This is a genomic window from Priestia endophytica DSM 13796, assembly GCF_900115845.1.
In the GTDB taxonomy this organism is placed as follows: Bacteria; Bacillota; Bacilli; order Bacillales; family Bacillaceae_H; genus Bacillus_I; species Bacillus_I endophytica.
Map to the genome: position 1 here is coordinate 109,816 of NZ_FOXX01000002.1, position 22,750 is coordinate 132,565.

27 protein-coding genes and 1 riboswitch are annotated in these 22,750 nt (G+C 36.0%); of the genes, 19 read left to right on the top strand and 8 right to left on the bottom strand.

Features of this window, described 5'->3' with window-relative positions; translation table 11 throughout:
* Nucleotides 1-100: 100 nt before the first annotated feature.
* The gene (locus BM012_RS04900; RefSeq protein ID WP_061803483.1) at nt 101-559 is read left to right on the top strand and encodes a MarR family winged helix-turn-helix transcriptional regulator; all 459 of its coding nucleotides are present in this window, start codon (nt 101-103) and stop codon (nt 557-559) included.
* A gap of 24 nt (nt 560-583) precedes the next feature.
* On the opposite strand, the gene BM012_RS04905 is transcribed toward BM012_RS04900, so the two are convergent.
* A complete protein-coding gene (locus BM012_RS04905; protein WP_161939291.1) occupies nt 584-2,176 on the bottom strand; it encodes a PAS domain S-box protein in 1,593 nt (530 codons plus the stop codon).
* Nucleotides 2,177-2,508: 332 nt separating this feature from the next.
* On the opposite strand from BM012_RS04905, the gene BM012_RS04910 reads away from it, so the two are divergent.
* Complete coding sequence (locus tag BM012_RS04910; protein WP_061803484.1) at nt 2,509-2,880, top strand: hypothetical protein; 372 nt, start codon at nt 2,509-2,511, stop codon at nt 2,878-2,880.
* 41 nt (nt 2,881-2,921) lie between these two features.
* On the opposite strand, the gene BM012_RS04915 is transcribed toward BM012_RS04910, so the two are convergent.
* Complete coding sequence (locus BM012_RS04915; protein WP_061803829.1) at nt 2,922-5,042, bottom strand: ATP-dependent Clp protease ATP-binding subunit; 2,121 nt, start codon at nt 5,040-5,042, stop codon at nt 2,922-2,924.
* Nucleotides 5,043-5,456: 414 nt separating this feature from the next.
* Between BM012_RS04915 and nhaC the strand changes: the two genes are divergently transcribed.
* Together nhaC and BM012_RS04925 are read left to right on the top strand one after the other, a co-directional pair.
* Nucleotides 5,457-6,836, top strand: coding sequence for a Na+/H+ antiporter NhaC (nhaC, locus tag BM012_RS04920; protein WP_061803485.1), 1,380 nt, complete (start codon nt 5,457-5,459; stop codon nt 6,834-6,836).
* A gap of 152 nt (nt 6,837-6,988) precedes the next feature.
* Nucleotides 6,989-7,864 carry an alpha/beta hydrolase family protein gene (locus BM012_RS04925; protein WP_061803486.1) on the top strand — a complete coding sequence of 292 codons (876 nt, stop codon included), beginning with the start codon at nt 6,989-6,991 and terminating at the stop codon, nt 7,862-7,864.
* Nucleotides 7,865-7,887: 23 nt separating this feature from the next.
* Here the strand turns inward: BM012_RS04925 and BM012_RS04930 are convergent, their stop codons facing one another.
* Nucleotides 7,888-8,310 (bottom strand): YkvA family protein, encoded by a 423-nt coding sequence (locus BM012_RS04930; protein WP_061803487.1) that lies wholly within the window; start codon nt 8,308-8,310, stop codon nt 7,888-7,890.
* Between the two features lie 190 nt (nt 8,311-8,500).
* On the opposite strand from BM012_RS04930, the gene BM012_RS26290 reads away from it, so the two are divergent.
* From BM012_RS26290 to BM012_RS04955, 6 genes are all read left to right on the top strand, one after another.
* A complete protein-coding gene (locus BM012_RS26290; protein ID WP_167360132.1) occupies nt 8,501-8,638 on the top strand; it encodes a DUF6254 family protein in 138 nt (45 codons plus the stop codon).
* 122 nt (nt 8,639-8,760) lie between these two features.
* Nucleotides 8,761-8,804: riboswitch (PreQ1 riboswitch) on the top strand.
* Nucleotides 8,805-8,955: 151 nt separating this feature from the next.
* Nucleotides 8,956-9,651, top strand: coding sequence for a 7-cyano-7-deazaguanine synthase QueC (gene queC / locus BM012_RS04935; RefSeq protein ID WP_172460246.1), 696 nt, complete (start codon nt 8,956-8,958; stop codon nt 9,649-9,651).
* Nucleotides 9,617-10,060, top strand: a complete 444-nt coding sequence (gene queD, locus BM012_RS04940) for a 6-carboxytetrahydropterin synthase QueD (protein ID WP_061803489.1) — start codon at nt 9,617-9,619, stop codon at nt 10,058-10,060. Before queC ends, queD begins: the two co-directional genes overlap by 35 nt.
* On the top strand, nt 10,050-10,781 hold the full coding sequence (gene queE / locus BM012_RS04945; protein WP_061803490.1) for a 7-carboxy-7-deazaguanine synthase QueE: 732 nt from the start codon (nt 10,050-10,052) through the stop codon (nt 10,779-10,781). The genes queD and queE overlap by 11 nt, the downstream gene beginning before the upstream one ends.
* Nucleotides 10,782-10,877: 96 nt before the next feature.
* Entirely contained in the window at nt 10,878-11,375 is a 498-nt protein-coding gene (queF, locus tag BM012_RS04950; protein WP_019392927.1) for a preQ(1) synthase, read from the top strand.
* 73 nt (nt 11,376-11,448) lie between these two features.
* Nucleotides 11,449-12,147 (top strand): NAD-dependent epimerase/dehydratase family protein, encoded by a 699-nt coding sequence (locus tag BM012_RS04955; RefSeq protein WP_061803491.1) that lies wholly within the window; start codon nt 11,449-11,451, stop codon nt 12,145-12,147.
* 246 nt (nt 12,148-12,393) lie between these two features.
* On the opposite strand, the gene BM012_RS04960 is transcribed toward BM012_RS04955, so the two are convergent.
* Nucleotides 12,394-12,579, bottom strand: coding sequence for a YkvS family protein (locus tag BM012_RS04960; protein ID WP_019392930.1), 186 nt, complete (start codon nt 12,577-12,579; stop codon nt 12,394-12,396).
* A gap of 285 nt (nt 12,580-12,864) precedes the next feature.
* Here BM012_RS04960 and BM012_RS04965 point away from each other — a divergent pair, with 285 nt between their 5' ends.
* The 4 genes from BM012_RS04965 to BM012_RS04980 all read left to right on the top strand — a co-directional run bounded on the left by BM012_RS04965 (nt 12,865) and on the right by BM012_RS04980 (nt 15,319).
* Nucleotides 12,865-13,680: an EcsC family protein gene (locus BM012_RS04965; protein WP_061803492.1), complete on the top strand. Its 816-nt coding sequence runs from the start codon at nt 12,865-12,867 to the stop codon at nt 13,678-13,680.
* Nucleotides 13,681-13,694: 14 nt separating this feature from the next.
* The gene (locus BM012_RS04970) at nt 13,695-13,889 is read left to right on the top strand and encodes a hypothetical protein (RefSeq protein ID WP_061803493.1); all 195 of its coding nucleotides are present in this window, start codon (nt 13,695-13,697) and stop codon (nt 13,887-13,889) included.
* 66 nt (nt 13,890-13,955) lie between these two features.
* Complete coding sequence (locus BM012_RS04975; RefSeq protein ID WP_061803494.1) at nt 13,956-14,270, top strand: hypothetical protein; 315 nt, start codon at nt 13,956-13,958, stop codon at nt 14,268-14,270.
* A gap of 191 nt (nt 14,271-14,461) precedes the next feature.
* On the top strand, nt 14,462-15,319 hold the full coding sequence (locus tag BM012_RS04980; RefSeq protein WP_061803495.1) for a cell wall hydrolase: 858 nt from the start codon (nt 14,462-14,464) through the stop codon (nt 15,317-15,319).
* Between the two features lie 44 nt (nt 15,320-15,363).
* On the opposite strand, the gene BM012_RS04985 is transcribed toward BM012_RS04980, so the two are convergent.
* Both BM012_RS04985 and BM012_RS04990 read right to left on the bottom strand, forming a co-directional pair.
* Nucleotides 15,364-15,732 (bottom strand): YueI family protein, encoded by a 369-nt coding sequence (locus BM012_RS04985; protein ID WP_167360133.1) that lies wholly within the window; start codon nt 15,730-15,732, stop codon nt 15,364-15,366.
* Between the two features lie 56 nt (nt 15,733-15,788).
* Entirely contained in the window at nt 15,789-16,856 is a 1,068-nt protein-coding gene (locus BM012_RS04990) for an iron-containing alcohol dehydrogenase family protein (protein ID WP_061803497.1), read from the bottom strand.
* Nucleotides 16,857-17,051: 195 nt separating this feature from the next.
* Between BM012_RS04990 and BM012_RS04995 the strand changes: the two genes are divergently transcribed.
* Nucleotides 17,052-18,497, top strand: a complete 1,446-nt coding sequence (locus BM012_RS04995) for a bifunctional metallophosphatase/5'-nucleotidase (protein WP_061803498.1) — start codon at nt 17,052-17,054, stop codon at nt 18,495-18,497.
* Nucleotides 18,498-18,529: 32 nt separating this feature from the next.
* Here BM012_RS04995 and BM012_RS05000 read toward each other — a convergent pair whose 3' ends face one another.
* Nucleotides 18,530-19,306 (bottom strand): 3-hydroxybutyrate dehydrogenase, encoded by a 777-nt coding sequence (locus tag BM012_RS05000; RefSeq protein ID WP_061803499.1) that lies wholly within the window; start codon nt 19,304-19,306, stop codon nt 18,530-18,532.
* 252 nt (nt 19,307-19,558) lie between these two features.
* On the opposite strand from BM012_RS05000, the gene BM012_RS05005 reads away from it, so the two are divergent.
* The 4 genes from BM012_RS05005 (at nt 19,559) to BM012_RS05020 (ending at nt 21,813) form a co-directional block, all read left to right on the top strand.
* Nucleotides 19,559-19,774 carry a hypothetical protein gene (locus BM012_RS05005; RefSeq protein WP_372439910.1) on the top strand — a complete coding sequence of 72 codons (216 nt, stop codon included), beginning with the start codon at nt 19,559-19,561 and terminating at the stop codon, nt 19,772-19,774.
* Nucleotides 19,775-19,909: 135 nt separating this feature from the next.
* Nucleotides 19,910-20,116 carry a hypothetical protein gene (locus BM012_RS05010; protein ID WP_061803501.1) on the top strand — a complete coding sequence of 69 codons (207 nt, stop codon included), beginning with the start codon at nt 19,910-19,912 and terminating at the stop codon, nt 20,114-20,116.
* Nucleotides 20,113-21,432, top strand: a complete 1,320-nt coding sequence (locus BM012_RS05015; protein WP_061803502.1) for a short-chain fatty acid transporter — start codon at nt 20,113-20,115, stop codon at nt 21,430-21,432. Before BM012_RS05010 ends, BM012_RS05015 begins: the two co-directional genes overlap by 4 nt.
* 120 nt (nt 21,433-21,552) lie before the next feature.
* Nucleotides 21,553-21,813, top strand: a complete 261-nt coding sequence (locus BM012_RS05020) for a hypothetical protein (RefSeq protein ID WP_019392942.1) — start codon at nt 21,553-21,555, stop codon at nt 21,811-21,813.
* 32 nt (nt 21,814-21,845) lie between these two features.
* Here BM012_RS05020 and BM012_RS05025 read toward each other — a convergent pair whose 3' ends face one another.
* The gene (locus tag BM012_RS05025) at nt 21,846-22,649 is read right to left on the bottom strand and encodes a Cof-type HAD-IIB family hydrolase (RefSeq protein WP_061803503.1); all 804 of its coding nucleotides are present in this window, start codon (nt 22,647-22,649) and stop codon (nt 21,846-21,848) included.
* Nucleotides 22,650-22,750: the final 101 nt, after the last annotated feature.

Here is a 22,750-nt window from a genome sequence, read left to right on the forward strand (position 1 = left end):
GAAGAAAGTAGAATAAATTGTAAGTAAGGTTTGACAAATAAATTTCTAATTTAGTATGATTATATCTTGAAGTTGAGATAAATAGAGGGTGAGTTTAGAGATGGGAAATGAATTAACAAATAAAGAGCTTGACCAATCGTTAAAGCTTTTTATCGTTTTATCTAGAGCAAGTAGATCAGTAAATGACCAAGTGCAACACATTATTCAAGGTTATGGTATGAACCCAACAGAGTTTGCGGTATTAGAACTTCTTTATCATAAAGGAGGACAGCCACTTCAGCAAATAGGAGGAAAAATTTTATTAGCTAGCGGTAGTATTACCTATGTTGTAGATAAGTTAGAAAAGAAGGGGTTTTTAAAACGTGTAGCATGTCCAACAGATAGACGTGTTACATATGCAGAAATTACCGATGAAGGTAAGAAGATTATTGAAGATATTTTTAAACCTCATGCTGAGAGAATACATGAACTTTTCAATCCTTTATCACAAGATGAAAAAGAGACTGCTATTGAGCTTTTGAAAAAGGTAGGACTTCACGCAAGTTCTTTTCATAAATAAAAAGACGCTAGTTTTAGCGCCTTTTTACTGTGAAATATTTACGACAGGTAAACGAACTCTTACTGTTGTTCCTTCATTTATCTTTGAATCATAAATGACAAATGATCCTTGATGTTGATGAAGAATATTTTGAATAATGACAAGTCCAAGCCCTGTGCCTTTTTCTTTTGTTGTGAAAAAGGGTTCTTGAATTTTAGAAAGAAGGGCTTTGGAAATTCCAACTCCGTTATCCTTAATAAATATGTCCACAAAGCCGTCTTCTGTAGTCTTTGGCGTGATGACAATTTTCCCCCCGTTAGGCATAGCTTCAAGCGAGTTTTTGAGCAAATTAATAAAAACTTGTTTAAGCTGATTTGTGTCTCCTTGAATATAAGCTGGTTCTTGAAATGGTTCAAGAGAGATTGAAATATTATTTAAGGCACCTTCTGTTTTAAACAGGAGAGTAACATCTGACAATACTTTTTCAAGAAGGCCAATTTCCATATGAAGGGATTGGGGCTTTGCAAGCAAAAGAAATTCGCCTACGATATCATTAATTCGCTTTAATTCCGATAGCATAATTGTTGTATATGTTCTATGCTTTGAATCTGTCTCATGAATAAGCTGAATGAATCCGTTCAAGGATGTGAGCGGATTACGTACCTCATGTGCTACTCCAGCAGCCATTTCTCCAGCTAAGACAAGCTTATCACGCTGTCTTAAAAGTTCTTCTGTTGCTTTCCTTTCCGTAATATCCCGACAAATCTCAGAAAGAGCAATCACCTTCCCAAACTGGTCATAAATGGGAGATATCGTGATCTCTACATGGATGAGCGTTCCATCTTTACACATGTCGACGGTTTCAAATCCAATGATTCGCTCTCCATTTTCAACACGACAAAAGCGCTGCCTCGCTTCTTTTATGTGCGTTCTCGGAATGGAAGGGAGAAACTCCCCTAAGATTTCTTCTTTTTTCCATCCATAAATTCGTTCATAAGCTGGATTTACGTTAATAACATTTCCTAGTAAGTCTACAACAACCATTGCGTCATTGTTATACATAAAAAAAGCTTGAAAATGCTCTTGTGCTGAGTGAAGCGCTTCCTCTTTCTCTTTGACTTCGCTAAATACTTTCAACCATAGTCGATTGGTAAACCGAGCATAGTATCCGTATAAAATAGCTGAAAATATGATAAATAGAATGAAATAAATAACATCAAACTTTGTCATGGATTCTACTATGAGAGAAAACTGAGTTGTATAAAAGTATCCGAGTAACAGAATGGATACAATTGACGACAAAACGATTAATTTTCCATCTTGATAAAAGAAGCAAATCATAATGCCGAGTAGTAGAAAAAGGTAATTTACCCAAGAAGGGTTAGACATAATCAGATATACGATATAAATATAAAATGCTGTAATAATGCTATACATTGTTATCGCATGATTTTTACAATAGAGAATAAGTGCAGATAATGGAATAAGCAAACATAATCCCACAATTGCTGAAAACCCGATAAAAGTATACACAACTTCCACTTTCGAGTTAACAGTAAAAATGGCAATAAGATCTGCCATAAAGAAGAACCACAATAGCTTTACTAAAATCGTATTCCGATTTTGGATCAACTTCATACTTTCTGACATCCTACATCGACCTTTCACAAATATTCGACAAATGTTTAACATTCCCATCATACCATAATAAAGGATAAGTTTTGATAAAGTTAAAAAAAACGACGTAAAAATTATAATAGATTTTTTCTAATTGTTAAGATTGTTAAGAAAGACAGCTCTATTTTCCTATGTAGTGTAGACACAACGTAAATGAATGAAGAAGCTGTAAAGATTGAATGATAAAATGGTAAAATACTCCTTTCGACAAAGAGAATTATATATAATTTCTGTAGGGCGGACAACTTACCATGTATTGCCCAAAATCTGAATTAGAAAAGGGGAGCTTGCATATGAAAAACAAAGGTTTGTTAATCAAATTAGTTGGTTCTGCTTTAGCTCTAACGCTTGTGACAGCTTGTAATGCAAATGGAGAAGACGAAACGGAAAACAACACAGACAACACTGAAGAAACAGAAACAAGCGGTACTGGTGAAGATACGTCTGGTACAGAAGAGGAGACTTCAACAGACGAAGAAACTTCAACAGAAGAGGACGCTTCTACTGAGGAAGAAACTTCTACAGATGATAGTACCTCTACAGAAGAGGAGCCGGCTGCGGCGGATGATGCAACAGATGACGCAGCTGAAACTGAAGAAGGAAATACAGATGATAATAGTGATGATCAAACTGAAGGTGAAGACAACGCAGACGATCAGCAATAATATAAAAAAATCCCCTCTTAGCTAAGAGGGGATTTTTTTATTTATGCTTTGACTGCAATATCGTCATTCTCAATAATAATATTCAGTGTTTTCACGTCAGGCTCATCAAGAATACGGTCTGTAATAGCATCTTCAAGATGTTCTTCAATTGCTCGACGCAGCGGACGAGCGCCGAATTCTGGATGATATCCAAGTTCAGCAATTTTTTCTTTCACTTCTTGTGAAATAGTGACATCAATATTTTGTTCTTTTAGCGTTTCGTTAAGTTCTTCAACCATTAAATCTACAATCTTAATAAGATCTTCTTTTTCAAGGTAATTGAATTCAACAATGCTATCAAAGCGGTTAAGAAATTCTGGTTTAAAGTAAGCGGAAAGTGACTCAAGAACAGAAGTATCTTTTATAGCGCTATTTTCAAACCCAACCGTAATTTTCTTAACGCCAGCCCCTGCATTACTTGTCATAATAATAACAGTATCTTTAAAGCTTACTGTTCGTCCTTGGCTGTCTGTTAGACGTCCATCTTCCATAATTTGCAAGAACATATGTTGAACATCTGGATGTGCTTTTTCAATTTCATCAAGCAAAATTAGTGAATATGGGTTACGACGCACTTTTTCAGTAAGCTGACCAGCTTCCTCATGTCCAACATAACCAGGAGGTGAACCGATAAGTTTAGAGACGGCATGTTTCTCCATGTATTCACTCATATCAAGCCGAATCATTGAATCTTTCGTACCGAACAGCTCTTTTGCAAGTGTTTTCGTAAGCTCAGTTTTACCAACACCTGTTGGTCCTACAAAGAGGAAAGAACCAATTGGACGATGTTTTGCTTTCAACCCAGCTCTTGAACGACGGATTGCTTTAGCAATTTTAGAAACAGCTTCTTTTTGGCCAATCACGTGGCTATTTAAGCTGTCAGCTAAGTTGTTCATTTTAGTTGCTTCATTTTCTTGAAGTTTTCCAACTGGAATGCCGGTTTTCTTCTCTACAATTTCTTCAATGTGAGAAATTTCAATAGTAAGTGAGTCGTTACTATTGCCTTTGAGAGAAGCATCTAGTTTCACTTCTTCATCACGAAGTTTAGCTGCAACTTCGTATTTTTCTTCCTTCAGCGCTGCTTCTTTTTCCTTTGCAATCTCAGCTAGACGAGCTTCAACTTCTTTATGATCTCGCACGCCAGCTTTTAAGTTCATTTTTGAACCAGCTTCATCAAGAAGATCGATTGCTTTATCAGGTAAGAAGCGGTCCTGGATATAACGATGTGAAAGAGATACACATGCTTTTAGCGCTTCATCTGTAAACGTTACTCCATGATATTGTTCATATTTTTCTTTAATACCTTGAAGAATAGCAACAGCTTCCTCTTCAGAAGGTTCATGAACCATTACAGGTTGGAATCGACGCTCTAGCGCAGCATCTTTTTCAATGTTGCGATACTCTTTTAGCGTTGTTGCTCCGATAAGTTGAAGCTCGCCGCGAGCAAGAGCAGGTTTTAAGATGTTAGCAGCATCCATTGAACCTTCCGCAGAACCAGCGCCAACAAGTAAGTGGATTTCGTCCACAAAGAGAATAATATTTTTACGAGACTGTAGTTCTGTAATTAGCGATTTAATGCGTTCTTCAAATTGACCTCGAATTCCTGTATTTGCAACAAGAGATGCTACATCAAGAAGAATAACTTCCTTATTCATTAGCTTGCTTGGTACATCACCATTTGCAATTTTTAAAGCAAGACCCTCAGCAATGGCTGTTTTACCAACACCAGGTTCTCCAATTAAAACAGGATTGTTTTTATTTCTTCTATTTAAAATCTCACTTACACGTTCTACTTCTTCGTCACGACCAATGACTGGATCAATAAGACCAGCTTTCGCTGCATTTGTAACATTTCTTCCATATTGATCAAGGAAGCCTCCTCCACCACCATTTTGTGAAGAGGATGGAGTGTTCTGTTGTTCAGGTTGTGAAGAAGATGATGCTAAATGTTTAAATAAATCATCAATGTTCATAAATCCACCTCCAGATCCTGCAGGAGTCTTATGTTTTTGTTGTAGTTCTTGATAGCATGTATGACAAAGTTGATATTGATTACGTTCACCATTAATTTGAAGATTTAGCTGAATATTGGCTTTGTTGTGACCACAGTTTTGACATAACATCATATATCTGCCTCCTATATTTCTGTCTCTATAAAACCAATAGTAATTTTAAAAGTTATACCAAAAATAGAGTAATAAAGTCAAAAATTTTGCTTTGACTTTGACTATCTTTGACCTTTGTAAGATTATTGTACACCTTTTAATTTTGTTTATCAAGAGTTTTGTTTGACTATCTTTGACCTTTATGATTCTTATCATACACTTTGCTGGTGATGATAACAAGAAAATTGCTCTTCTTTTTTTGAGAAATTGATATTAAATTGTGAGGTTCAGTATAAATCTTCCCGTTTTTTTACGCAAGTAAACTGCTCTTAAAAACTGAAATAAAAGAAAATTTACAGAAGACAGTGGAAGGCGTTATAATTTACTCTGTTGCACAAAAGCGTTGAAGTAGAAAAGGAGTCTCGTATCAGCATGAAAAAGAAATTATCCTTTATAGAGGCGCTCGGAATTATTGTTCTTATATTAGCCCTCATTTTTGTTTGTTTATTTATTTTTAAGGTTCCTCCTCATATTCCCATTCTAGGTAGCGTTATCCTTTTAGGCTTTTTTGGCTTTATAAAGGGTATCAAATGGAAAGAGCTTGAAAAAGGAATTATAGAGGGGATTTCATTAGGTATTAAACCTATTCTAATCCTTTCATTAGTTGGTGTATTAATCTCTGTATGGATGATGAGTGGTACAATTCCAACGATTCTTTATTTTGGATTTGACTTTTTGTCTCCACACTATTTCTTAGTGAGTAGTTTATTTATTACGGTTTTAATTTCTACTTTTACAGGAAGTACGTTTACAACAGTTAGTACTGTTGGAGTAGCACTTATGGGTGTTTCCTCTGTAATGGGCATCGATCCTGCCCTTGCTGCTGGAGCTATTATTTCAGGAGCTGCATTTGGCGATAAAATGTCTCCTCTTTCAGACACAACCAATTTTGCAGCAGGAATTGTAGAAGTCGATATGTTCACACATATTCGTCATATGATGTGGACGACGGTGCCAAGTTTATTATTAAGCTCCGTGCTATTTTTAGTCCTAGGGCTTCAAGGAAATACTGCAGACAATCTCGATTACGAGCAAATTGCAGTTGTTAAAGAGGTTTTATCAAATGAATTTACGTTAAGCTTGTTGACATTAATTTCTCCCCTTATTGTTCTTTTCTTATCTATTAGAAGAAAAGATGTTGTTCCAACTCTCATTATTGGTATTTTAACAGCTTTTATTACAACTATTCTTGTTCAACCTCAGTTTGCAGTTGGAGAAGTATTGCTAGCATTGCAAGATGGTGTAAGCATTGATTCAGGTAATAAAATTGTAGACGGTATTGTAAATAGAGGCGGTCTTCAATCAATGATGAGCTCTGTGTCTCTTGTTATGATTGCTTTATCACTTGGGGGATTGATGAAGACTGTTGGCGTTATTACAGCCTTCCTTGAAGGAATTATTTCATTAATAAAACGAAGTGGAGACGTTATTTTTTCAACAGCTCTAGCTAGTATTGGTGTTAACCTTATTACAGGAGAACAATACTTATCAGTCTTACTTCCAGGTCAAACTTTCAAACCTTTATATAATAAGTACGGATTAGAAAATAAAAACTTAGCTCGTACATTAGAAGACGCAGGAACGCTTGTAAATCCACTTATTCCGTGGGGAGTAAGCGGTGCATTCATTTCACAGGTACTAGGTGTCTCTGTGCAAACTTATGTTCCGTGGGCTTTTTTCCTATTGTTCTGTCCATTATTTTCAATTATATTTGCTTATACAGGGATTGGAGTAGCTAAAAAATCTTCATAAGAAAGAAATTAGAACTATATTAAACCCTTTTTTTTACTGAAAAGATTCATAAGAACCAATCTTTGTAAAATGTTTCACTTTATTACCAACTATAAAATCATCATTGTTAAGCACATACTATAAACACCATTTTGAGCATAGGAGAGAAGAACATGAAAAAAGCAATCCTACTACTTGTAGGAGTTGTCATCTGTAGCTTTTTGCTTTTTGTTGGAACAAGAGGAGAGGGAAGCAATGATATTCAACGTAAAATTCACGTTTCCTCTTCATATCAAAATAGCGTTGATACGTATGAACTAACATATCCTAGCGATGAGCTAAAAATAAAAGGATATTTGCTAAAGCCAAAAGGAACGGAAGGAAATTGGCCTATTCTTGTTTATAATCGAGGCGGTCATGGCCATTATAGCCAAATTAATGAGGAAAGGTTAGCTTACCTCGCCTCATGGGCAAATAGAGGATATGTTGTAATTGCAAGTCAATATCGTGGCAACGGTGGGAGTGAAGGAACCGAAACGTATGGAGGACAAGATATTCATGATGTTATAAATCTTTTAAATTATGCTGAAGGTCTTCCATATACGGATGAAAATCACAAAGTTGCGCTTGGATATTCAAGAGGCGGTATGATGACATATCTTTTAATGAAAAACAATATAAAGTTTGATGCAGTCGTTGTTAAATCAGGCATTACAGATATGTTTCAGTTTTATGATCAGCGTGGTCCTAAAATGAAAGAAGTATTAGATCAAATTGTTGGACCGCCACAAGAAAGCAAAGACGCTTATAAATCCCGCTCTGTTGTATATTGGCCTGACAAAGTGAATTCTCCACTGTTGCTTTTACACGGAACAAATGACAAGCTTGTTCACTATACACAAGCAGAGAAGCTTGTGAAGAAGTTACAAGACAATAGCAAGGAAGTAAAGCTTGTTATTTACCCAAATGGAGATCATCCATTAAGTCAATATGAAAAAGAAACAGATGCAGAGATTCAAAACTGGTTTCAAGCTCACCTAAAAAAATAAGCTACTTTTACAGTAGCTTATTTTTATTTTGTAGAAGAAAGGGTATCTTCCGGTAGCTCAAGAGGTCGCTTTTGACTTTGAAACCAGCCTTTGTACTGATTAATATCTTTTTCAATTTGTTTCATTGCAAAACTGATGACAGCAAAATCATCTAAGACACCAATTAGGAATAAAAAATCTGGAACAAGGTCAATAGGAGATAGAACATAAAGAAGAGTGCCTGCTACAGTGAGCAATGTGCGTTTAGGGATATTAGGATAGTCTCCTTTAATCCAGTCTCTAAACATATTGATAAGCCATGTAAGCTCTTCTTTGCTTTGTTTGAAAGAACGTTTTTTAACTTTGCGAACAACGCCTGTTAAAAGAGACGCGCTGCGCTTTTTATTTTTAACAAATGGAATAGCTTTTGACATATAGCGTGTTAACATTCTTTTGCCGATTCCCATAATTTCACCTTCTCTACCGTAAGTAATTTGCATTTGTGGATAAAAATCCTTTTCTTTACTATTTTACACTATGAGCTTCCTTCAAACCTTTTTTGCAGGAAATCTTCCTTATTATATAAAAAGGAAGCGGATAAAATACGAGGAAAAGTGTAGTCTAATAAAGGAATGTATAGAGAAAGGAATGAGGAATTTGACAAAGTCAAAGCATGAAAAAGAGCGTCAATGGAATGTCCGAAAGCAAACTCAACAACCACATGGAAAAGTGAAAACGTTCGAAGAGCTTGCTTCAGAAACAAGTCCTTATCCAAACAAAAAGGAAAAACAATAGTATTGTAAAAAAGCTAACACATTTGTTAGCTTTTTTGATGAGATATAAATAAAAACCTGTCCTCAGTAAAAAAGATATGCTATAGTAGGATAGAAAAATATATTGAAAATCCATGCACTTGCATGGGAGAGGTTCGCAAACTCCCTCGATAAAAAACTAAGCAACACGATAGCTCCGCTTTTTGAACAGGGGAAAGCTATGGTCTTTTTTCGGTTGCTCTAGTTATATTTAGGTATTATTTTACAATGAGAAGTGAAGCGAACTTTTTAAAAGTTCGCTTTTTTTTTGCATAAATTAAGTTTGTTAAGGAGTTGTTCGTGTTGAAAAATGAGAAAGCGGTTGTTGTATTTAGCGGTGGACAAGATAGCACAACGTGCCTGTTTTGGGCACTTGAAAACTTTGCAGAAGTTGAGACTGTGACGTTTCATTATGGGCAAAGACACAATAAAGAAATAGAAGTTGCAGAAGAAATTGCAAAAGATCTTGGCGTAGAAAATACAGTGCTTGATATGTCTTTATTAAATCAGCTTGCTCCAAATGCTCTTACGCGATCTAATATTGAAATAGAGGAGAAGGAAGGAGAGCTTCCAACAACGTTTGTGGATGGCCGAAACTTGCTCTTCTTATCGTTTGCTTCGATTATGGCAAAGCAAAAGGGCGCGCGCCATCTTGTAACAGGAGTTTGTGAAACAGACTTCTCGGGCTACCCAGATTGCCGAGATATTTTTGTTAAATCATTGAATGTTACGCTTAACTTATCAATGGATCATAACTTTGTTATTCATACTCCACTAATGTGGATTGATAAAAAAGATACATGGAGATTAGCTGATGAGCTTGGTGCTCTTGATTATATTCGCTATAACACGCTTACATGTTACAACGGCATCAAAGCTGATGGCTGTGGAGAATGTCCAGCATGTAAACTAAGAAAAAATGGGCTTGATCAATATTTAGCTGAGAAAGAGGAGGAGAAAAATGCTACAGCAAATTTATCCGAGCGTCGCTCATGATTTTAGCTATGAACTAAACAAAGATATGCATTTTGCATCAGCTCACTTTGTTCCTCATGAAAGTGCAGGAGCATGTCAAAATATGCACGGTCACACGTACTTTGCTAACGTGACTATTGCAGGTGACGAGCTTGATGAAACGGGATTTTTAGTGAATTTTCAAAGTTTAAAAAAACTCGTGGCAAAAGAATTTGATCATACGTTGTTAAATGACCATGAAGTATTTGATGATCGTGATCCTAACTTTTTTCCGACAACAGAGGTTGTTGCACGTACAATTTATGAGCGCATTCAAAAGCATTTAGATACATTAAAAAACAAACCAGTTTGTTTGCAAGTCTTCTTGCGAGAAACGCCAACAAGTTATGTTGTGTATCGTCCGAAAAGAGGGAAGAAAAGTGAGTCATAAAATTCCCGTATTAGAAATATTCGGTCCAACCATTCAAGGGGAAGGAATGGTCATTGGGCGTAAGACTATGTTTGTTCGTACAGCAGGTTGTGATTACTCCTGTGCTTGGTGCGATTCCTCTTTTACATGGGACGGTTCTGCAAAAGAAGATATTAAAATGATGGAGGCTTCAGAAATTTTACAGAAGTTGTTTGACATAGGTGGAGAGCACTTCAATCATGTAACAATCTCTGGAGGAAATCCAGCGCTCTTAAAACATTTAGATGAGCTTATTGATCTTCTTTCACAAAAGGGAATTGAAACAGGTCTTGAAACACAAGGAAGTCGTTATCAAGACTGGTTTTTAAAAATCAATGACCTAACAATCTCTCCAAAACCTCCAAGTTCTAAGATGAAACCAAACTTGGAAGTTCTTGATGAAGTGATGGAGCGACTTAAACAAGGAGAACGTCTCAACCATGTAAGTTTGAAAGTGGTTGTTTTTAATGATGAAGACTTTGAATTTGCAGAAGCTATTCACAGTCGCTATCCTGACGTTTCTTTTTATTTGCAGGTTGGAAACGATGATGTGACAACAGCAAATGATGAGGACTTATTAAAAAATCTCTTAATAAAGTATGAGTGGCTTATTGATAAAGCCGTGCAATCTAAAACAATGAATCATGCCCGTGTTTTGCCTCAGCTTCACACTCTTGTATGGGGAAACAAGCGCGGGGTATAAAAGCAAAAAAAAATTTAATAAAAAATATGCACAGAACTATTCACAAAAATGAAAAACGCTGTTAGAATGACTAGCGTAGAAAGTGGGGAACGACAATTGACTGGTCGTAAAAATGAAGAACTCGAAGGTGTAACATTACTAGGAAATCAGGGAACAGAATATACTTTTCACTATTCTCCAGAAGTGCTGGAATCGTTTGATAACAAACATCCAAATCGCGATTATTTTGTAAAGTTTAACTGTCCTGAGTTTACAAGTCTTTGTCCTAAAACAAACCAACCAGATTTTGCTACAATTTATATTAGCTATATTCCAGATCAAAAGATGGTTGAAAGTAAATCATTAAAACTGTATTTATTTAGTTTCAGAAATCATGGGGATTTTCATGAAGACTGCATGAATATCATTATGAACGATTTAATCGAGCTCATGGATCCACGTTACATTGAAGTATGGGGGAAATTTACACCACGTGGTGGTATTTCAATTGACCCATATGTAAACTACGGAAAACCGGGGACAAAATACGAACGTATTGCCGAACATCGTCTAATGAATCATGATCTTTATCCAGAGAAAATTGATAACCGTTAACGTATAAGTGACACTTTTCATAAGTGTCACTTAAGTATTCTCTAAGGAAAAATGGTATAAGAAGGTGAGAGCAGTGGAACAACGTTCAGCAGTGTTGCTTGGCGCTGAGGGTCTTATTGGAAAAGAGCTTTTGTACCTTTTATTAGACAACAAGCTGTATGAAAAAGTAACGGTATTTGTACAAAAAACATTACCTATTCAACATAAAAAACTTCGTCAAATCCGCACGAGTTTTGATGATTTAAAACAGTATGAGAAGGAATTTGAAGTTGACCATGTTTTTTGCTGTATTGGATCAACGATGAAACAATCAGGAACAAAAGCACAGTTCTTAAAAGCGGATTATGAGTACCCTCTTGCTGCAGCAAAATGTGCAGAAAGTCAAAAGGCCCGAAGCTTTTTAGCGGTAACCTCAATAGGTGCTAATCTGCGCTCACCTTTTTTCTACATTAAAGTAAAAGGGCAGGCAGAGGAAGATATTTGTCAGCTTTATATTCGATCTACCCATTTTTTCCGTCCATCAGTGCTGATCGGAAAAAGAGAGCGGATAGGATTATATGAGAAAGCGATCTTTAGTTTAATGAGACTGTTCTCGTTTGCTTTTGTAGGAAAATATCGTAAATACAAACCAATTAAATGTGAAAATGTCGCCAAAGCAATGGTTGCAGCAGCATTAGTTGAACAAAATGGGGTTCATGTTCACGAAAGTGATGAAATTTTTAATGGTAATTGTAATGAAGTAGTGAACCAACAATCTGTACAACATATGTAAGCTAGAGCAAAAGCTCTAGCTTTTTTTCTTGCTTTTTGAAAAGGGCTTGGTTTATTATTGCGTTAAGGAAACTTTTTTTGCCATTGCCATATAATAGAGTAAAAAGGAGCGAAATACGGTGAACAAAGTTCAGAAATACGCTTATTTATTTTATAAAATCGGCATTTTAACAAAAGATCAAAAGAAACAGGTTATAGATAAAAACAGTAAAAAAACGCGGTAGAGACTCTACCGCGTTTTTTTCATCTATAGGGTTTCTTCAATAATTTGATAGTTTTTATGGTTTACAACGGTTTTATGTTCTAAATCTAATTCCCGAAAGTTGCTCATGTACGTAAGATCAACGATAACAGAGTTTTCGTTTACTTTTTCTACAATTCCTTTCAATCCATCCTTAAACTGAATAACGTTTCCAATCTCCGCAATCTTCATGCTCTCTCCCCTTTACAAAAGCGTTTTAATAACATTAACGATTACTGGTTTAAAAAAGTTTCATTTTTTTGAAAATTACTTTTTTAAATATTTTGCCTTAAAAAACAAATTCCGTAAAGACCTTTCTAGAAAAATAGCACATTTGAACTGACATTGTAAGCAATTTGGGGTATAGTTTTGGTTAAGATAAAAAAGGGAAAGAAGCCCTATTTAGGTTGAAACTTTATCTCTGTTTTAAACGTATTATGATGAAAGCTAAAGTTTTAGAAAGTAAGGAGAGAGCGGATGGAAAATAGAGAAACACTTCAAGAGATGTTAAAAGAAATTGAAAAATGGGAAAAAGATCAAAAGGGCTTATGGTTTTGGGAACGTTTCAGCCGTATTCCTTTTAAAATTATAGATAAATTAACGCCTGCTTTTATTCAAAAGAAAATCGGTTCTTTACTAGATGAGCTAGGAAGCTTTGTTCAAAGTGGAGGAAAGTATTTAACAAGTGAAAAAGGCGTACTAAAACGTTTGCGTGAGCAAAATAATGGAATTAATCCAGAAACAATAGAAGACATAGACAAAGTTCCTGTAGCTGTAATGAATGCTGTAAGTGAAAGCATTCAAAAAAACAGAGGAAATATGGCAACAGTTCAAGGAGCAACAACAGGTTTTGGGGGAGTATTTACCCTTGCTGTTGATATTCCTGCCTTGCTTGGGCTGTCACTTAAAACACTTCAAGATATAGCCGTCTGCTATGGTTATGATCCAAATGATAAAAAAGAGCGGGCTTTTATCGTAAAATGCCTGCAATTTTCTTCTGCTGACGTTGTTGGAAAAAAAGCTATTCTAGAGGATTTAGCTCTTTATCGTAACGGAGAATATGAATATGCTGCGATGGCTTCACAGCTGCAAGGATGGCGCGAAGTAGTCTACACGTATAGAGATAATTTTGGATGGAAGAAACTTTTCCAACTTGTCCCTATTGCGGGTGTTTTTTTTGGAGCATTTATTAATAAGTCAATGATGCAGGACGTTGCAGAAGCTGGTATAATGCTATATCAGAAGCGCCGTATTTTAGAGCGTATGAATAAGAAAGATGAGCTAGAAGTATAAAAGAGGTGTTTTTAGTGGATAGAGAAGAAGCAAATGAGCAGCTTGATGCATTGAAAAAGGGAGAGATAGATGAACTTGTAGTTGAAAAAGAACATTTTCTCTTATTTCAACCTCTGCTTGTTCAAAGGGAAGACTTTAAACATTTTAGAGGAATTGCAAAGCACGGTGGTAAAATTGTTTATCACTATTTAGAAGCTCCACGCAGCTAGCACTGAAAAACTTTTCAGTGCCTTTTCTTATGCTAGACTTCTTAAGATATGAACGGAGGGAAGAGTATGAAAAATAAAACTCCATTTTATTTTGCAGACTACGTATGGAGAAACGAAAAAGGTCACATTACGTATGGCATGCTATTAACGAAGCGTCCTGAAGATAAAGGTCTTAAGCGTCTGCATGAAATCTTGCAAGATGCTTTTATTCATCATAAAAAAGTAGCTATTAAGACAGTTTACGATAACAGAGAGCAAGCGCTTGATGGATATGTTATTCATCTTTCAAAAGAAGAAGATATATTTACATTTATGGATATAAACGGATCTAAAATTGTCATTGATTTCTATGATGTTGTAGACATTTGTCTTCAAGATTAAAAAAATATATTGTATAAAGTCCCAGTTTTATTACAAATGAAACTGGGACTTTTTATTGTGCTTAAAGCTTTCTCGGTTTCTTTTGTAATAGTTTTTAAAGATTATGCAATAAACTTAATCTATTTTTTCAATGCATTGTAGAAAAAGCTGTGATAGATTTAGGAACATAGTTTTTCTACAGGAGGGGCATCATGAAGAAAAAAAATATGAAAAAATGGGCTGTTGTATCAGCAGCGATCGCATTCTTATTCGTTGGAAAAGGAACAGCTTCTGCTGCAACAAACCATCAAGTTCAAAAAGGGGATACCCTTTGGAAGCTTGGAGAAGATTACCATATTTCAATTGATGATATTAAAAAAGCAAATGATCGTCGAAATGACATTATTTATATTGGTGAGTCACTATTTATTCCAACAAACGATGATGACTTATATAAAATTAAAAAAGGCGATACATTATCTAGTATTGCAAAGAACTATGGCGTTTCCATTGAAGAGTTGCAGCAAGCAAACAACCTAACAGGAAACCTTATTTATGCGCAAGCAATGCTTACAATTCCAAATAAAGAAACGGAACAGCCTGCTCAAAGAAAAGAAGTTAAAGCAGCAGAAACAAACGTAGCTACACAGCCAAGTACAGCTGAACAAGCAAGTGCATCACCAGAAAATCAAGGACAAGCTGTTTCGCCAGAAGAGCGTGATCTTTTAGAGCGCGTTGTTGAGGCTGAAGCAAAAGGAGAGCCTTATGAAGGAAAAGTAGCAGTAGCAAACGTTGTATTAAACCGAGTTGCTTCAAGCGAGTTTCCGGATACAATTACAGAAGTTATTAATCAAAAGATTCCGGGGGGAAGCTATGCCTTCACACCTGTTCAAAACGGTTCAATTAACAATCCAGCTTCAGAAGAATCAAAGAAAGCCGTAAATGAAGCTATTACAAATCGTGCTCAAAAAGAAACGCTGTTTTTCTACAATCCAGACATTGCAACAAGTGATTGGATAAAATCTCGTCCTGTTGTAGCGCGTATTGGTGAGCATGTATTTATGAAATAATGATAAGTATTCTAGAGATAAAAAAGCAGGCAAAAGCCTGCTTTTTAATTTTGGATAAAGATATCCTTATCTTCACTTCCGTTGCTACCTGTCAAAACAAGGCCAATATCTGTTTCACTATGATGATTTTGGACAATTGTAAAAGGTACATTCTCTTGATTGGCTATTTTAATATATTTAGACAGGTGAGGATAGCTAATTTCTCCATTTAAATAAAGATGTCCATTTCGCACATTTTTAATGTTTGCCACAACTTGTTCATAAGGAGATGTTCTCATAACCTGTCCTTTTTTCAAGGCAACTTCAATTCTTTCTCTTAGTGCTGTTAAATAATAGCGTCGTTCTTCAGGCTTTGTTTCTTTTACTCCGTACATTCCACGATCTAAATACTCTTCAATATGTTCTTTAGCCAAACCTTTCATCTCCCATTTCATCAACTTACTTATTAGTGTAACCGAATTTTATTCAATTATAAAACAGGTACACGCTCATTTTGCTGAATATGATGAAGTAGGGCTTGAATACTGTCTGCTACTTCCTGCTGAGTAAGGGATGGAAAAAGAACATGCACTCTTTTATCCTGGGCAATGAAAGAAGCGAGCTTTTCTACCGTTTCTATATTTTCTCCATACGGAAGTTTAATTTGACGATAAAAAGGAAGAATGCGATCTATTTCGTCCCAATTTTCTTCAAGAGCCAGCTGAATGAAAATCCCATAAGCTGCTTTTTCACCAAGTAACAAGGGGGAAGAAGAATTGAGGGAAATACTATTTTGAAAAAGTGTCGCTGTTTCGTGTTGGGAATTAAAACTTGAAGCTATTCCCCCGCCCATGATAATAATTTCGATTGTTTTAAGCAGGGACGCGCTGAGTTTTACAGTGGCTAGATCAATAAGTGCCTGTTTACCGTGTGCAAGAAGTAATGTATGGCTATTATGAGCGATTTGATGAGCGAGCTCCATTGCAAACGTTTTGTTTTCTTCTTTAGCCATTAGAGCGTCTAATTCATACCACTTTGCAAGCGTATTGCTAATACCAGAGCGCAAATAGGCTACAGGAGAGTGAAGAATAATTCTTGGTTCAATCAAAACCATCAGCGCTTGTTTTGGATGAGAAAGAGCGCTATGAAACTGCCCGTCTTTGTACATAAGACTTTTTGGCGTCCAAGCCGAGCATGTAGAAGCAAGCGTTGGTATGAGAATTACTTCACAATCAACCATATTCGCAACAGCCTTTCCAAGATCCAATACGCTGCCGCCTCCAAGTGAAATAATAACGTCTGCCCTAAACTCTTTTGCTTTACTAGCAAGGCGATCTCGTTCTTTTAGGCTGCATTTCTCTTCATAAGGTACAAAAAGCGATTGAATATAATGAAATTGAGGCAAGAAGGGCTGTGCAGCTTCAAGGCTTTTCTTGCCATGAATCCACAAGGCTTTTTTATAATTTAATGTAATAAGCCTTTCCTCAAGTGAAGACAGCACATCCTTTTGACACTCATAGTAATTAGGACCACTGCGAACTTCCAGATTTTTTTGCATATATAATCCTCCTTCTCAAAGCCAAAAAATTGTTTCCTCTTCGTTGATAAGAATAGCACCATGTAGAATAGAACATTTTAAATGATGATAAAGCTTACCTTATTCAATGTCAATAATGATTTTTGATATTTTAAAATGTTCTCACATTCTTACAACAAGATAGTACTCAAACATTATGAGAGGGAGAAAGAAGTTATGCTAAAAAAATGTCTTTTTTCACTAATTTTATTTACATTTTTTTTAGGATGTAAAGACACTTATGGAACTGAAAAAGATAGCATTGTTATTTTACATACGAATGATATGCATGGACATATAGTAGAAGGAGAAAACGGTGAGCTCGGTTATGCGAAGATGGCTTATCTAATTAAAACAATGCGTGATTCTTATCCATCTCTTTTACTAGTTGATACAGGAGACGTTTTGCATGGGACAAACTTTGTTTCTTTCTTTAAAGGTGAATCTGCTGTTATGATCATGAACAAGCTAAAATATGATGCAGTGACGCCTGGAAATCATGATTTTAATTATGGTATGCATCTGAGCAAGTTAGAAACCATGATGAACTTCCCTATCTTAAGTGCTAATATCACAAAAAAAGGAGAACCTATTTTTAAACCATATATGATTAAGTCTGTAAAAAACAAAAAGATTGCTTTTATTGGTGTGACATCAACTGAAACAAAGACAGCTACAAGTTTTCATAATACAAAAGGATTAGCTTTTAAAGATGAGAGAAAAACGGTACAACATATAGTAAATGATGTGAGAAAAAAGGCAGATGCTGTTGTCCTCCTTTCTCATAGTGGTATTACAAAGGATCGAGAGATAGGGGATTATGTGAAAGGTATTGATCTTATTATTGGAGGACATAGTCATACTTGCCTTGAAGATCTTGAAAAAAGAAAGTATGCTGCAATTGCGCAAGCATGTGAACATGGAAAAGCGTTAGGTAAAGTTGAGTTAATTTTTAATGGGAAAATCCTTTCGTCTATACACGGAGAACTGTTAAAAAAGAAACATTGGGTCGAAAAAGATGAAGATATAAATACCCTTATATCGATGTACAACAAGAAAGTAGAAAAGCATTTTAATAAGAAAGTGGGGTACTCTTCTTCAGCTTTTAAAGGAGAACGAAAAACGTTGCGTACAAAAGAAACGCCACTTGGTTATTATTTGGCTGATATTTTAAAGCAGAGCACAGGTGCAGATATCGGTTTCATTAATGGGGGAGCGATTAGAGATGGATGGCCTCAAGGTGTGTTGACACGAGGAGATATTTATAACGTTATCCCATTTGAAGATAGAATGGTTACGTTTCAAGCAGAAGGGGCTGATATAAAGAAGGCCCTTGAGAACAGTGTATCACGCTATCCTAAAGAGTATGGTGGTTTTCTTCATGCATCAGGATTATCCTTCGCTTTTAAGCCAGAGTATCCAAAAGGAAAAAGAGTGAGGAATGTGAAAGTTGGAGGTATTCCACTTCAAGAAAAAGAAAGCTATCTTATTTCCACAACCTCATTCCTTGCCAACGGAGGAGATGGTGTTTTTACAGGGACGAAAAAAATTCAGGATAAAGGCGCTCTCCAAGAGGAGATTATCCATTACTTATCAAGTCAAGTAAGAAGTAGAAATAAATAAAAAACACAGTGAGACGTCTCACTGTGTTTTTTTTATTGAGCCGTATATCCGCCATCAAGAAGAACGGCTTGCCCAGTTACTCCTTTTGCTTTTTCACTTGCTAAAAAGAGAGCATAATCTGCAATTTCTTCTACAGAGAGCAATCGTTTCTGTGGAACAAGTGGGTAAATAACTTGTTCAAGCACTTTTTCAAGTGCAACATTACGCGTTGAGGCGAGATCTTTAAGCTGATTACGAACGAGTGGAGTATCAACATATCCAGGGCAGAGAGCATTTACCGTCACCCCATGTTCAGCTCCTTCAAGGGCAGCTACTTTTGTAAGACCAATAACCCCATGTTTTGCACTATTGTAAGCAGATTTCCCAGAAAATCCGATAACGCCATTAATAGAAGCCATATTAATGATACGGCCGTTTTTTTGCTTTTTCATAATAGGCAACGCATGTTTAATAGCTATAAATGGTGCTGTTAGCATAATTTTAATAAGAAGTTCAAACCGCTCTGTTGGAAAGTCTTCAAGAGGAGAAACATATTGCATACCTGCATTATTAATAAGCACGTCAAGGGATCCAAAATGTCTAACTGTTTCATATAGTGTGTTTTGAATATCTATTTCTTTTGTAACATCACACTTTAACCCGATTGCTTCTAATCCTTTTTCTTGTAAGGAAGCAGCGGCATTTTTGACTCCGTCTTCGTTAATATCTGTTAATGCTACTTTACTTCCGTTTTTTGCGAAATGTTCAGCCATCTGAAATCCAATTCCCTGTGCTGCTCCTGTAATATAAACAACTTTATTTTCAACCATTAGTATGCCCCCTATATTTTTGATAGCGCTATCATTTTGTGTTTCTGCGCCTAGTGCAAAGCATTTAAAACCATTTCTTTAAACCCATTATAGTTTTATTTTACCAGAAAATTCTTAAAATAAAAGCGTATGCTCTCTGCTTTTGTTCAATAACTTCTAAAGAAAAATCCCTTCTCTTAGGGTAAATGCCTACGCAAATATGTACATTTGTCATATGTTGAAGTGTAATCAGTTTTTTTTAGGGAGGAAATAATGATGTATCATCAAATTTCATCACATGATGTTCGTCGTCCATTCGGATTTGGCCGCCGACCATTTGGCCGTCCTTTTGGTTATGGGTTTGGCTATGGATTTGGAGGACCTTTTATTGGAGGAGTACTGGGGGGAGTTTTAGGAAGTGCACTTATAGGCCGCCCATACTACTATGGCTACCCGCCATATCCTTATCCATATTATCCATATTACTAAAATAAAAAGCAGCTGTTGAAAGCTGCTTTTTATTTTTAATACATTTATAAAAGGTATTTATAAAAGAATGTGGAAAAAAGATACATATCGTAAGTTTTGAAAAGGTCGGAATTTAGAAAGGGGAGGGGCTTAGAAGTGAAAAAGTATCTAATTTTTATCTATAGCATAATGTTAGCTTGTGGCGCAGTATGGTCTACTTTTTTGACTTTTAATCTTCAAATCATTGAATATGCCATTCCTTTCAGTTTACTTTCTTTTGGAGCCGTTTTGCTTTGTACAACAAGTTTTCTTTATCTCGGGTCAGAAAATGAAAATACTGTTTATAGGGAGGGAGAAAAATGAGGGTGCTTGTTTCCTTATCAAACAGGCTTATGCAAAGATACTTACCAGATCCTTTAATTTTTGTTTTTCTACTTACTTTTCTTGTCTTTGGATGTGCTATTATTTTCACTCCAACAACAGCTACGCAACTTTTTAATTACTGGGGTGAAGAGTTTTGGGGACTTTTGTCGTTTACAATGCAAATGGTCCTTGTTTTATTGACAGGACATGTACTAGCAAGCAGTCACCTTTTTAAAGTTTGGTTAGGAGCTCTTGCAAGTATTCCAAAGACTCCTGGTAAAGCTATCATTTTAGTTACGTTTATATCAATGCTTGCAAGTTTTATTAACTGGGGATTTGGGCTTGTTATTGGCGCTCTGTTTGCCAAAGAAGTTGCTAAAAAGATAGAAAATGTTGATTACCGTCTTCTTATTGCAAGTGCCTATAGTGGATTTGTGATTTGGCATGGAGGGTTATCTGGATCCATTCCTTTAACAATTTCAACCCCAGGTCATTTTTCAGAAGAACTAATAGGGATCGTTTCAACAAGTGATACCATTTTTTCTACGTATAATTTAGCTATCGTCCTTGCTTTATTTATTATCATTCCTGCTACAAATCGCTTCTTAATGCCTTCTCGGAAAGACACTATCACAATTGATCCAAAACTTTTAGAAGAACGAGCTTCTTTCGAAGCAGCTTCAATCGAAGAACAGACACCAGCAACTAAGCTTGAAAATAGCCGATTCATCTCTTTAATAATAGGTGGGACAGGGCTTGTTTTTTTAGGAATATATGTAGGTGAAAATGGCCTTGAACTTAATTTAGATATTGTGAATTTTCTCTTTCTCTTTCTTGGTATCCTTTTTCATGGAACACCAAAAAAGTTTTTGAATGCGGTTACAGAGGCTGTGAAAGGAACAGGCGGAATTATTGTTCAATTTCCTTTTTATGCAGGATTAATGGGAGTTATGCAGTCATCTGGGTTAGCGACAGCTGTTTCTGAAGCATTTGTGTCAATTTCAACTGAATCTACTTTTTTTGTTTTAACATTTTGGAGTGCAGGACTTGTGAATTTGTTTATTCCATCTGGTGGAGGGCAATGGGCTATACAAGCCCCAATTATGCTAGAAGCAGCTGAAAACTTGGGCGTCTCACTTCCGAAGACAGCGATGTCTGTTGCTTGGGGAGATGCGTGGACAAATATGATCCAACCATTTTGGGCTCTTCCTGCCTTAGCTATCGCTGGTTTGAAGGCAAGAGATATTATGGGATTTTGCGTATTTATTCTCCTTGTAAGTGGAGCAGTCATTTCGTTGGGGCTTTTCTTCCTATAGGTATTAATTGGTATGTTTTAAGAAAAATAGGAATAATATAAAATAGTAAAAGGATATCAATCAATACTGTGGAATATGAACAATAGGAGAGCAGTTCAAAGTTGGAAGGAGTGAAGCACTGTGGAAGAAAGAGTAAAATTAATTCGTATACGAGAGCTTGCATACGAGATTTTACACTGCCGTTTACAAGATCAAACTGCTTATCGTCAGCAAGATTTGCAGGAGGTAGTAGAACTTCTTGCAAGAGTTGTTGTTGATTTGACGAACACGCAGTTAAGGGAAGATGCAGATCCGCCAACATCTTTAAAAGCAACTGTTTCGAAAACAAGAATGGCTTATAATACAATGATGGTAAAGCAAAGGGATGTAAAAGTACAGTGAAAAAAGACGTGTTCAAAACACGTCTTTTTTTCTTATTTTACACTTATCTTTGCATTATAGTCTAAGATGTATTCCGCAACATCTTTTACAGAAGAAACGACATGAGTGGTAAGTTTCTGAACCTCAGGTTCTCCACCTTTCATCGCAAAACTATGCGGAGTGATGTTAAACATCGGAATATCATTAAAAGAGTCACCAACACAGGCAATTTCGTCTTCTTTTAAATTTAAGTGAGAGAGAAGAATGCGTAATGAATGTCCTTTGCTAATGTTTTTAGGCATAATATCTAAACATCCTGGCGCTGAGACGTAACAATCAACTTCATTGGAAAACTGCTCAAGGATGGCTTTTTCAATTGCGAAAATCTCGTCAGGAAAGCTAATGACGGAAATTTTAGAAGGAAAAAGTGATTGACCAAACTCACCGCTCATGTTCGGTTCTTTCTCAATAGGGAAGAAGAGATATTTTTGAATCTCCGCTAGCGCTTCATGATCTTGTTCAACAAAATTTGTATGATTTGAGCAAACGAGCGTAATTGTTTCAGGACTTTTAACCGTATTATAAACGCTCCTCGCAATTTCTTCGGAAAATACTTTTTCATACAGTGTTTCACGCTCGCGTGTGATAACATAGGCTCCATTTTGACTTATTTGATGAAAATCTCCTTGAAGCATAAGGGCCACCTTAGCCATTTCATTATCCATTCGACCAGAAGCAAGGCAAATATCAACTCCGCTTTCTTTTAAGTCCTTAATTGCCTTTAAATCAGCAGGCGTGACTTTTTTCTCGGCGCTTAATAGTGTTCCATCTAAATCACTTACAAGTAGCTTAATCAATCTATTGTGTCTCTCCTTTTCCAACCAATAGGTTTTGTTGTCTATATTGTAGCAATGTTTATTTTAGGATGCACATAAAAAGAGCTAAGCAACTATGCTTA

What these genes read in the sequence shown, in the direction of transcription:
- BM012_RS05005 (WP_372439910.1), top strand. Translation starts at nt 19,559, where the DNA reads ATGATGTATCATCAAATTTCATCACATGATGTTCGTCGTCCATTCGGA.
- BM012_RS05015 (WP_061803502.1), top strand. Translation starts at nt 20,113, where the DNA reads ATGAGGGTGCTTGTTTCCTTATCAAACAGGCTTATGCAAAGATACTTA.
- BM012_RS04925 (WP_061803486.1), top strand. Translation starts at nt 6,989, where the DNA reads ATGAAAAAAGCAATCCTACTACTTGTAGGAGTTGTCATCTGTAGCTTT.
- BM012_RS04915 (WP_061803829.1), bottom strand. Translation starts at nt 5,042, where the DNA reads ATGTTATGTCAAAACTGTGGTCACAACAAAGCCAATATTCAGCTAAAT.
- BM012_RS04995 (WP_061803498.1), top strand. Translation starts at nt 17,052, where the DNA reads ATGCTAAAAAAATGTCTTTTTTCACTAATTTTATTTACATTTTTTTTA.
- BM012_RS04980 (WP_061803495.1), top strand. Translation starts at nt 14,462, where the DNA reads ATGAAGAAAAAAAATATGAAAAAATGGGCTGTTGTATCAGCAGCGATC.
- BM012_RS04975 (WP_061803494.1), top strand. Translation starts at nt 13,956, where the DNA reads ATGAAAAATAAAACTCCATTTTATTTTGCAGACTACGTATGGAGAAAC.
- nhaC (WP_061803485.1), top strand. Translation starts at nt 5,457, where the DNA reads ATGAAAAAGAAATTATCCTTTATAGAGGCGCTCGGAATTATTGTTCTT.
- BM012_RS04900 (WP_061803483.1), top strand. Translation starts at nt 101, where the DNA reads ATGGGAAATGAATTAACAAATAAAGAGCTTGACCAATCGTTAAAGCTT.
- BM012_RS04960 (WP_019392930.1), bottom strand. Translation starts at nt 12,579, where the DNA reads ATGAAGATTGCGGAGATTGGAAACGTTATTCAGTTTAAGGATGGATTG.
- BM012_RS04905 (WP_161939291.1), bottom strand. Translation starts at nt 2,176, where the DNA reads ATGAAGTTGATCCAAAATCGGAATACGATTTTAGTAAAGCTATTGTGG.
- BM012_RS04990 (WP_061803497.1), bottom strand. Translation starts at nt 16,856, where the DNA reads ATGCAAAAAAATCTGGAAGTTCGCAGTGGTCCTAATTACTATGAGTGT.
- queD (WP_061803489.1), top strand. Translation starts at nt 9,617, where the DNA reads ATGCTACAGCAAATTTATCCGAGCGTCGCTCATGATTTTAGCTATGAA.
- BM012_RS04965 (WP_061803492.1), top strand. Translation starts at nt 12,865, where the DNA reads ATGGAAAATAGAGAAACACTTCAAGAGATGTTAAAAGAAATTGAAAAA.
- BM012_RS04910 (WP_061803484.1), top strand. Translation starts at nt 2,509, where the DNA reads ATGAAAAACAAAGGTTTGTTAATCAAATTAGTTGGTTCTGCTTTAGCT.
- BM012_RS05000 (WP_061803499.1), bottom strand. Translation starts at nt 19,306, where the DNA reads ATGGTTGAAAATAAAGTTGTTTATATTACAGGAGCAGCACAGGGAATT.
- BM012_RS04930 (WP_061803487.1), bottom strand. Translation starts at nt 8,310, where the DNA reads ATGGGAATCGGCAAAAGAATGTTAACACGCTATATGTCAAAAGCTATT.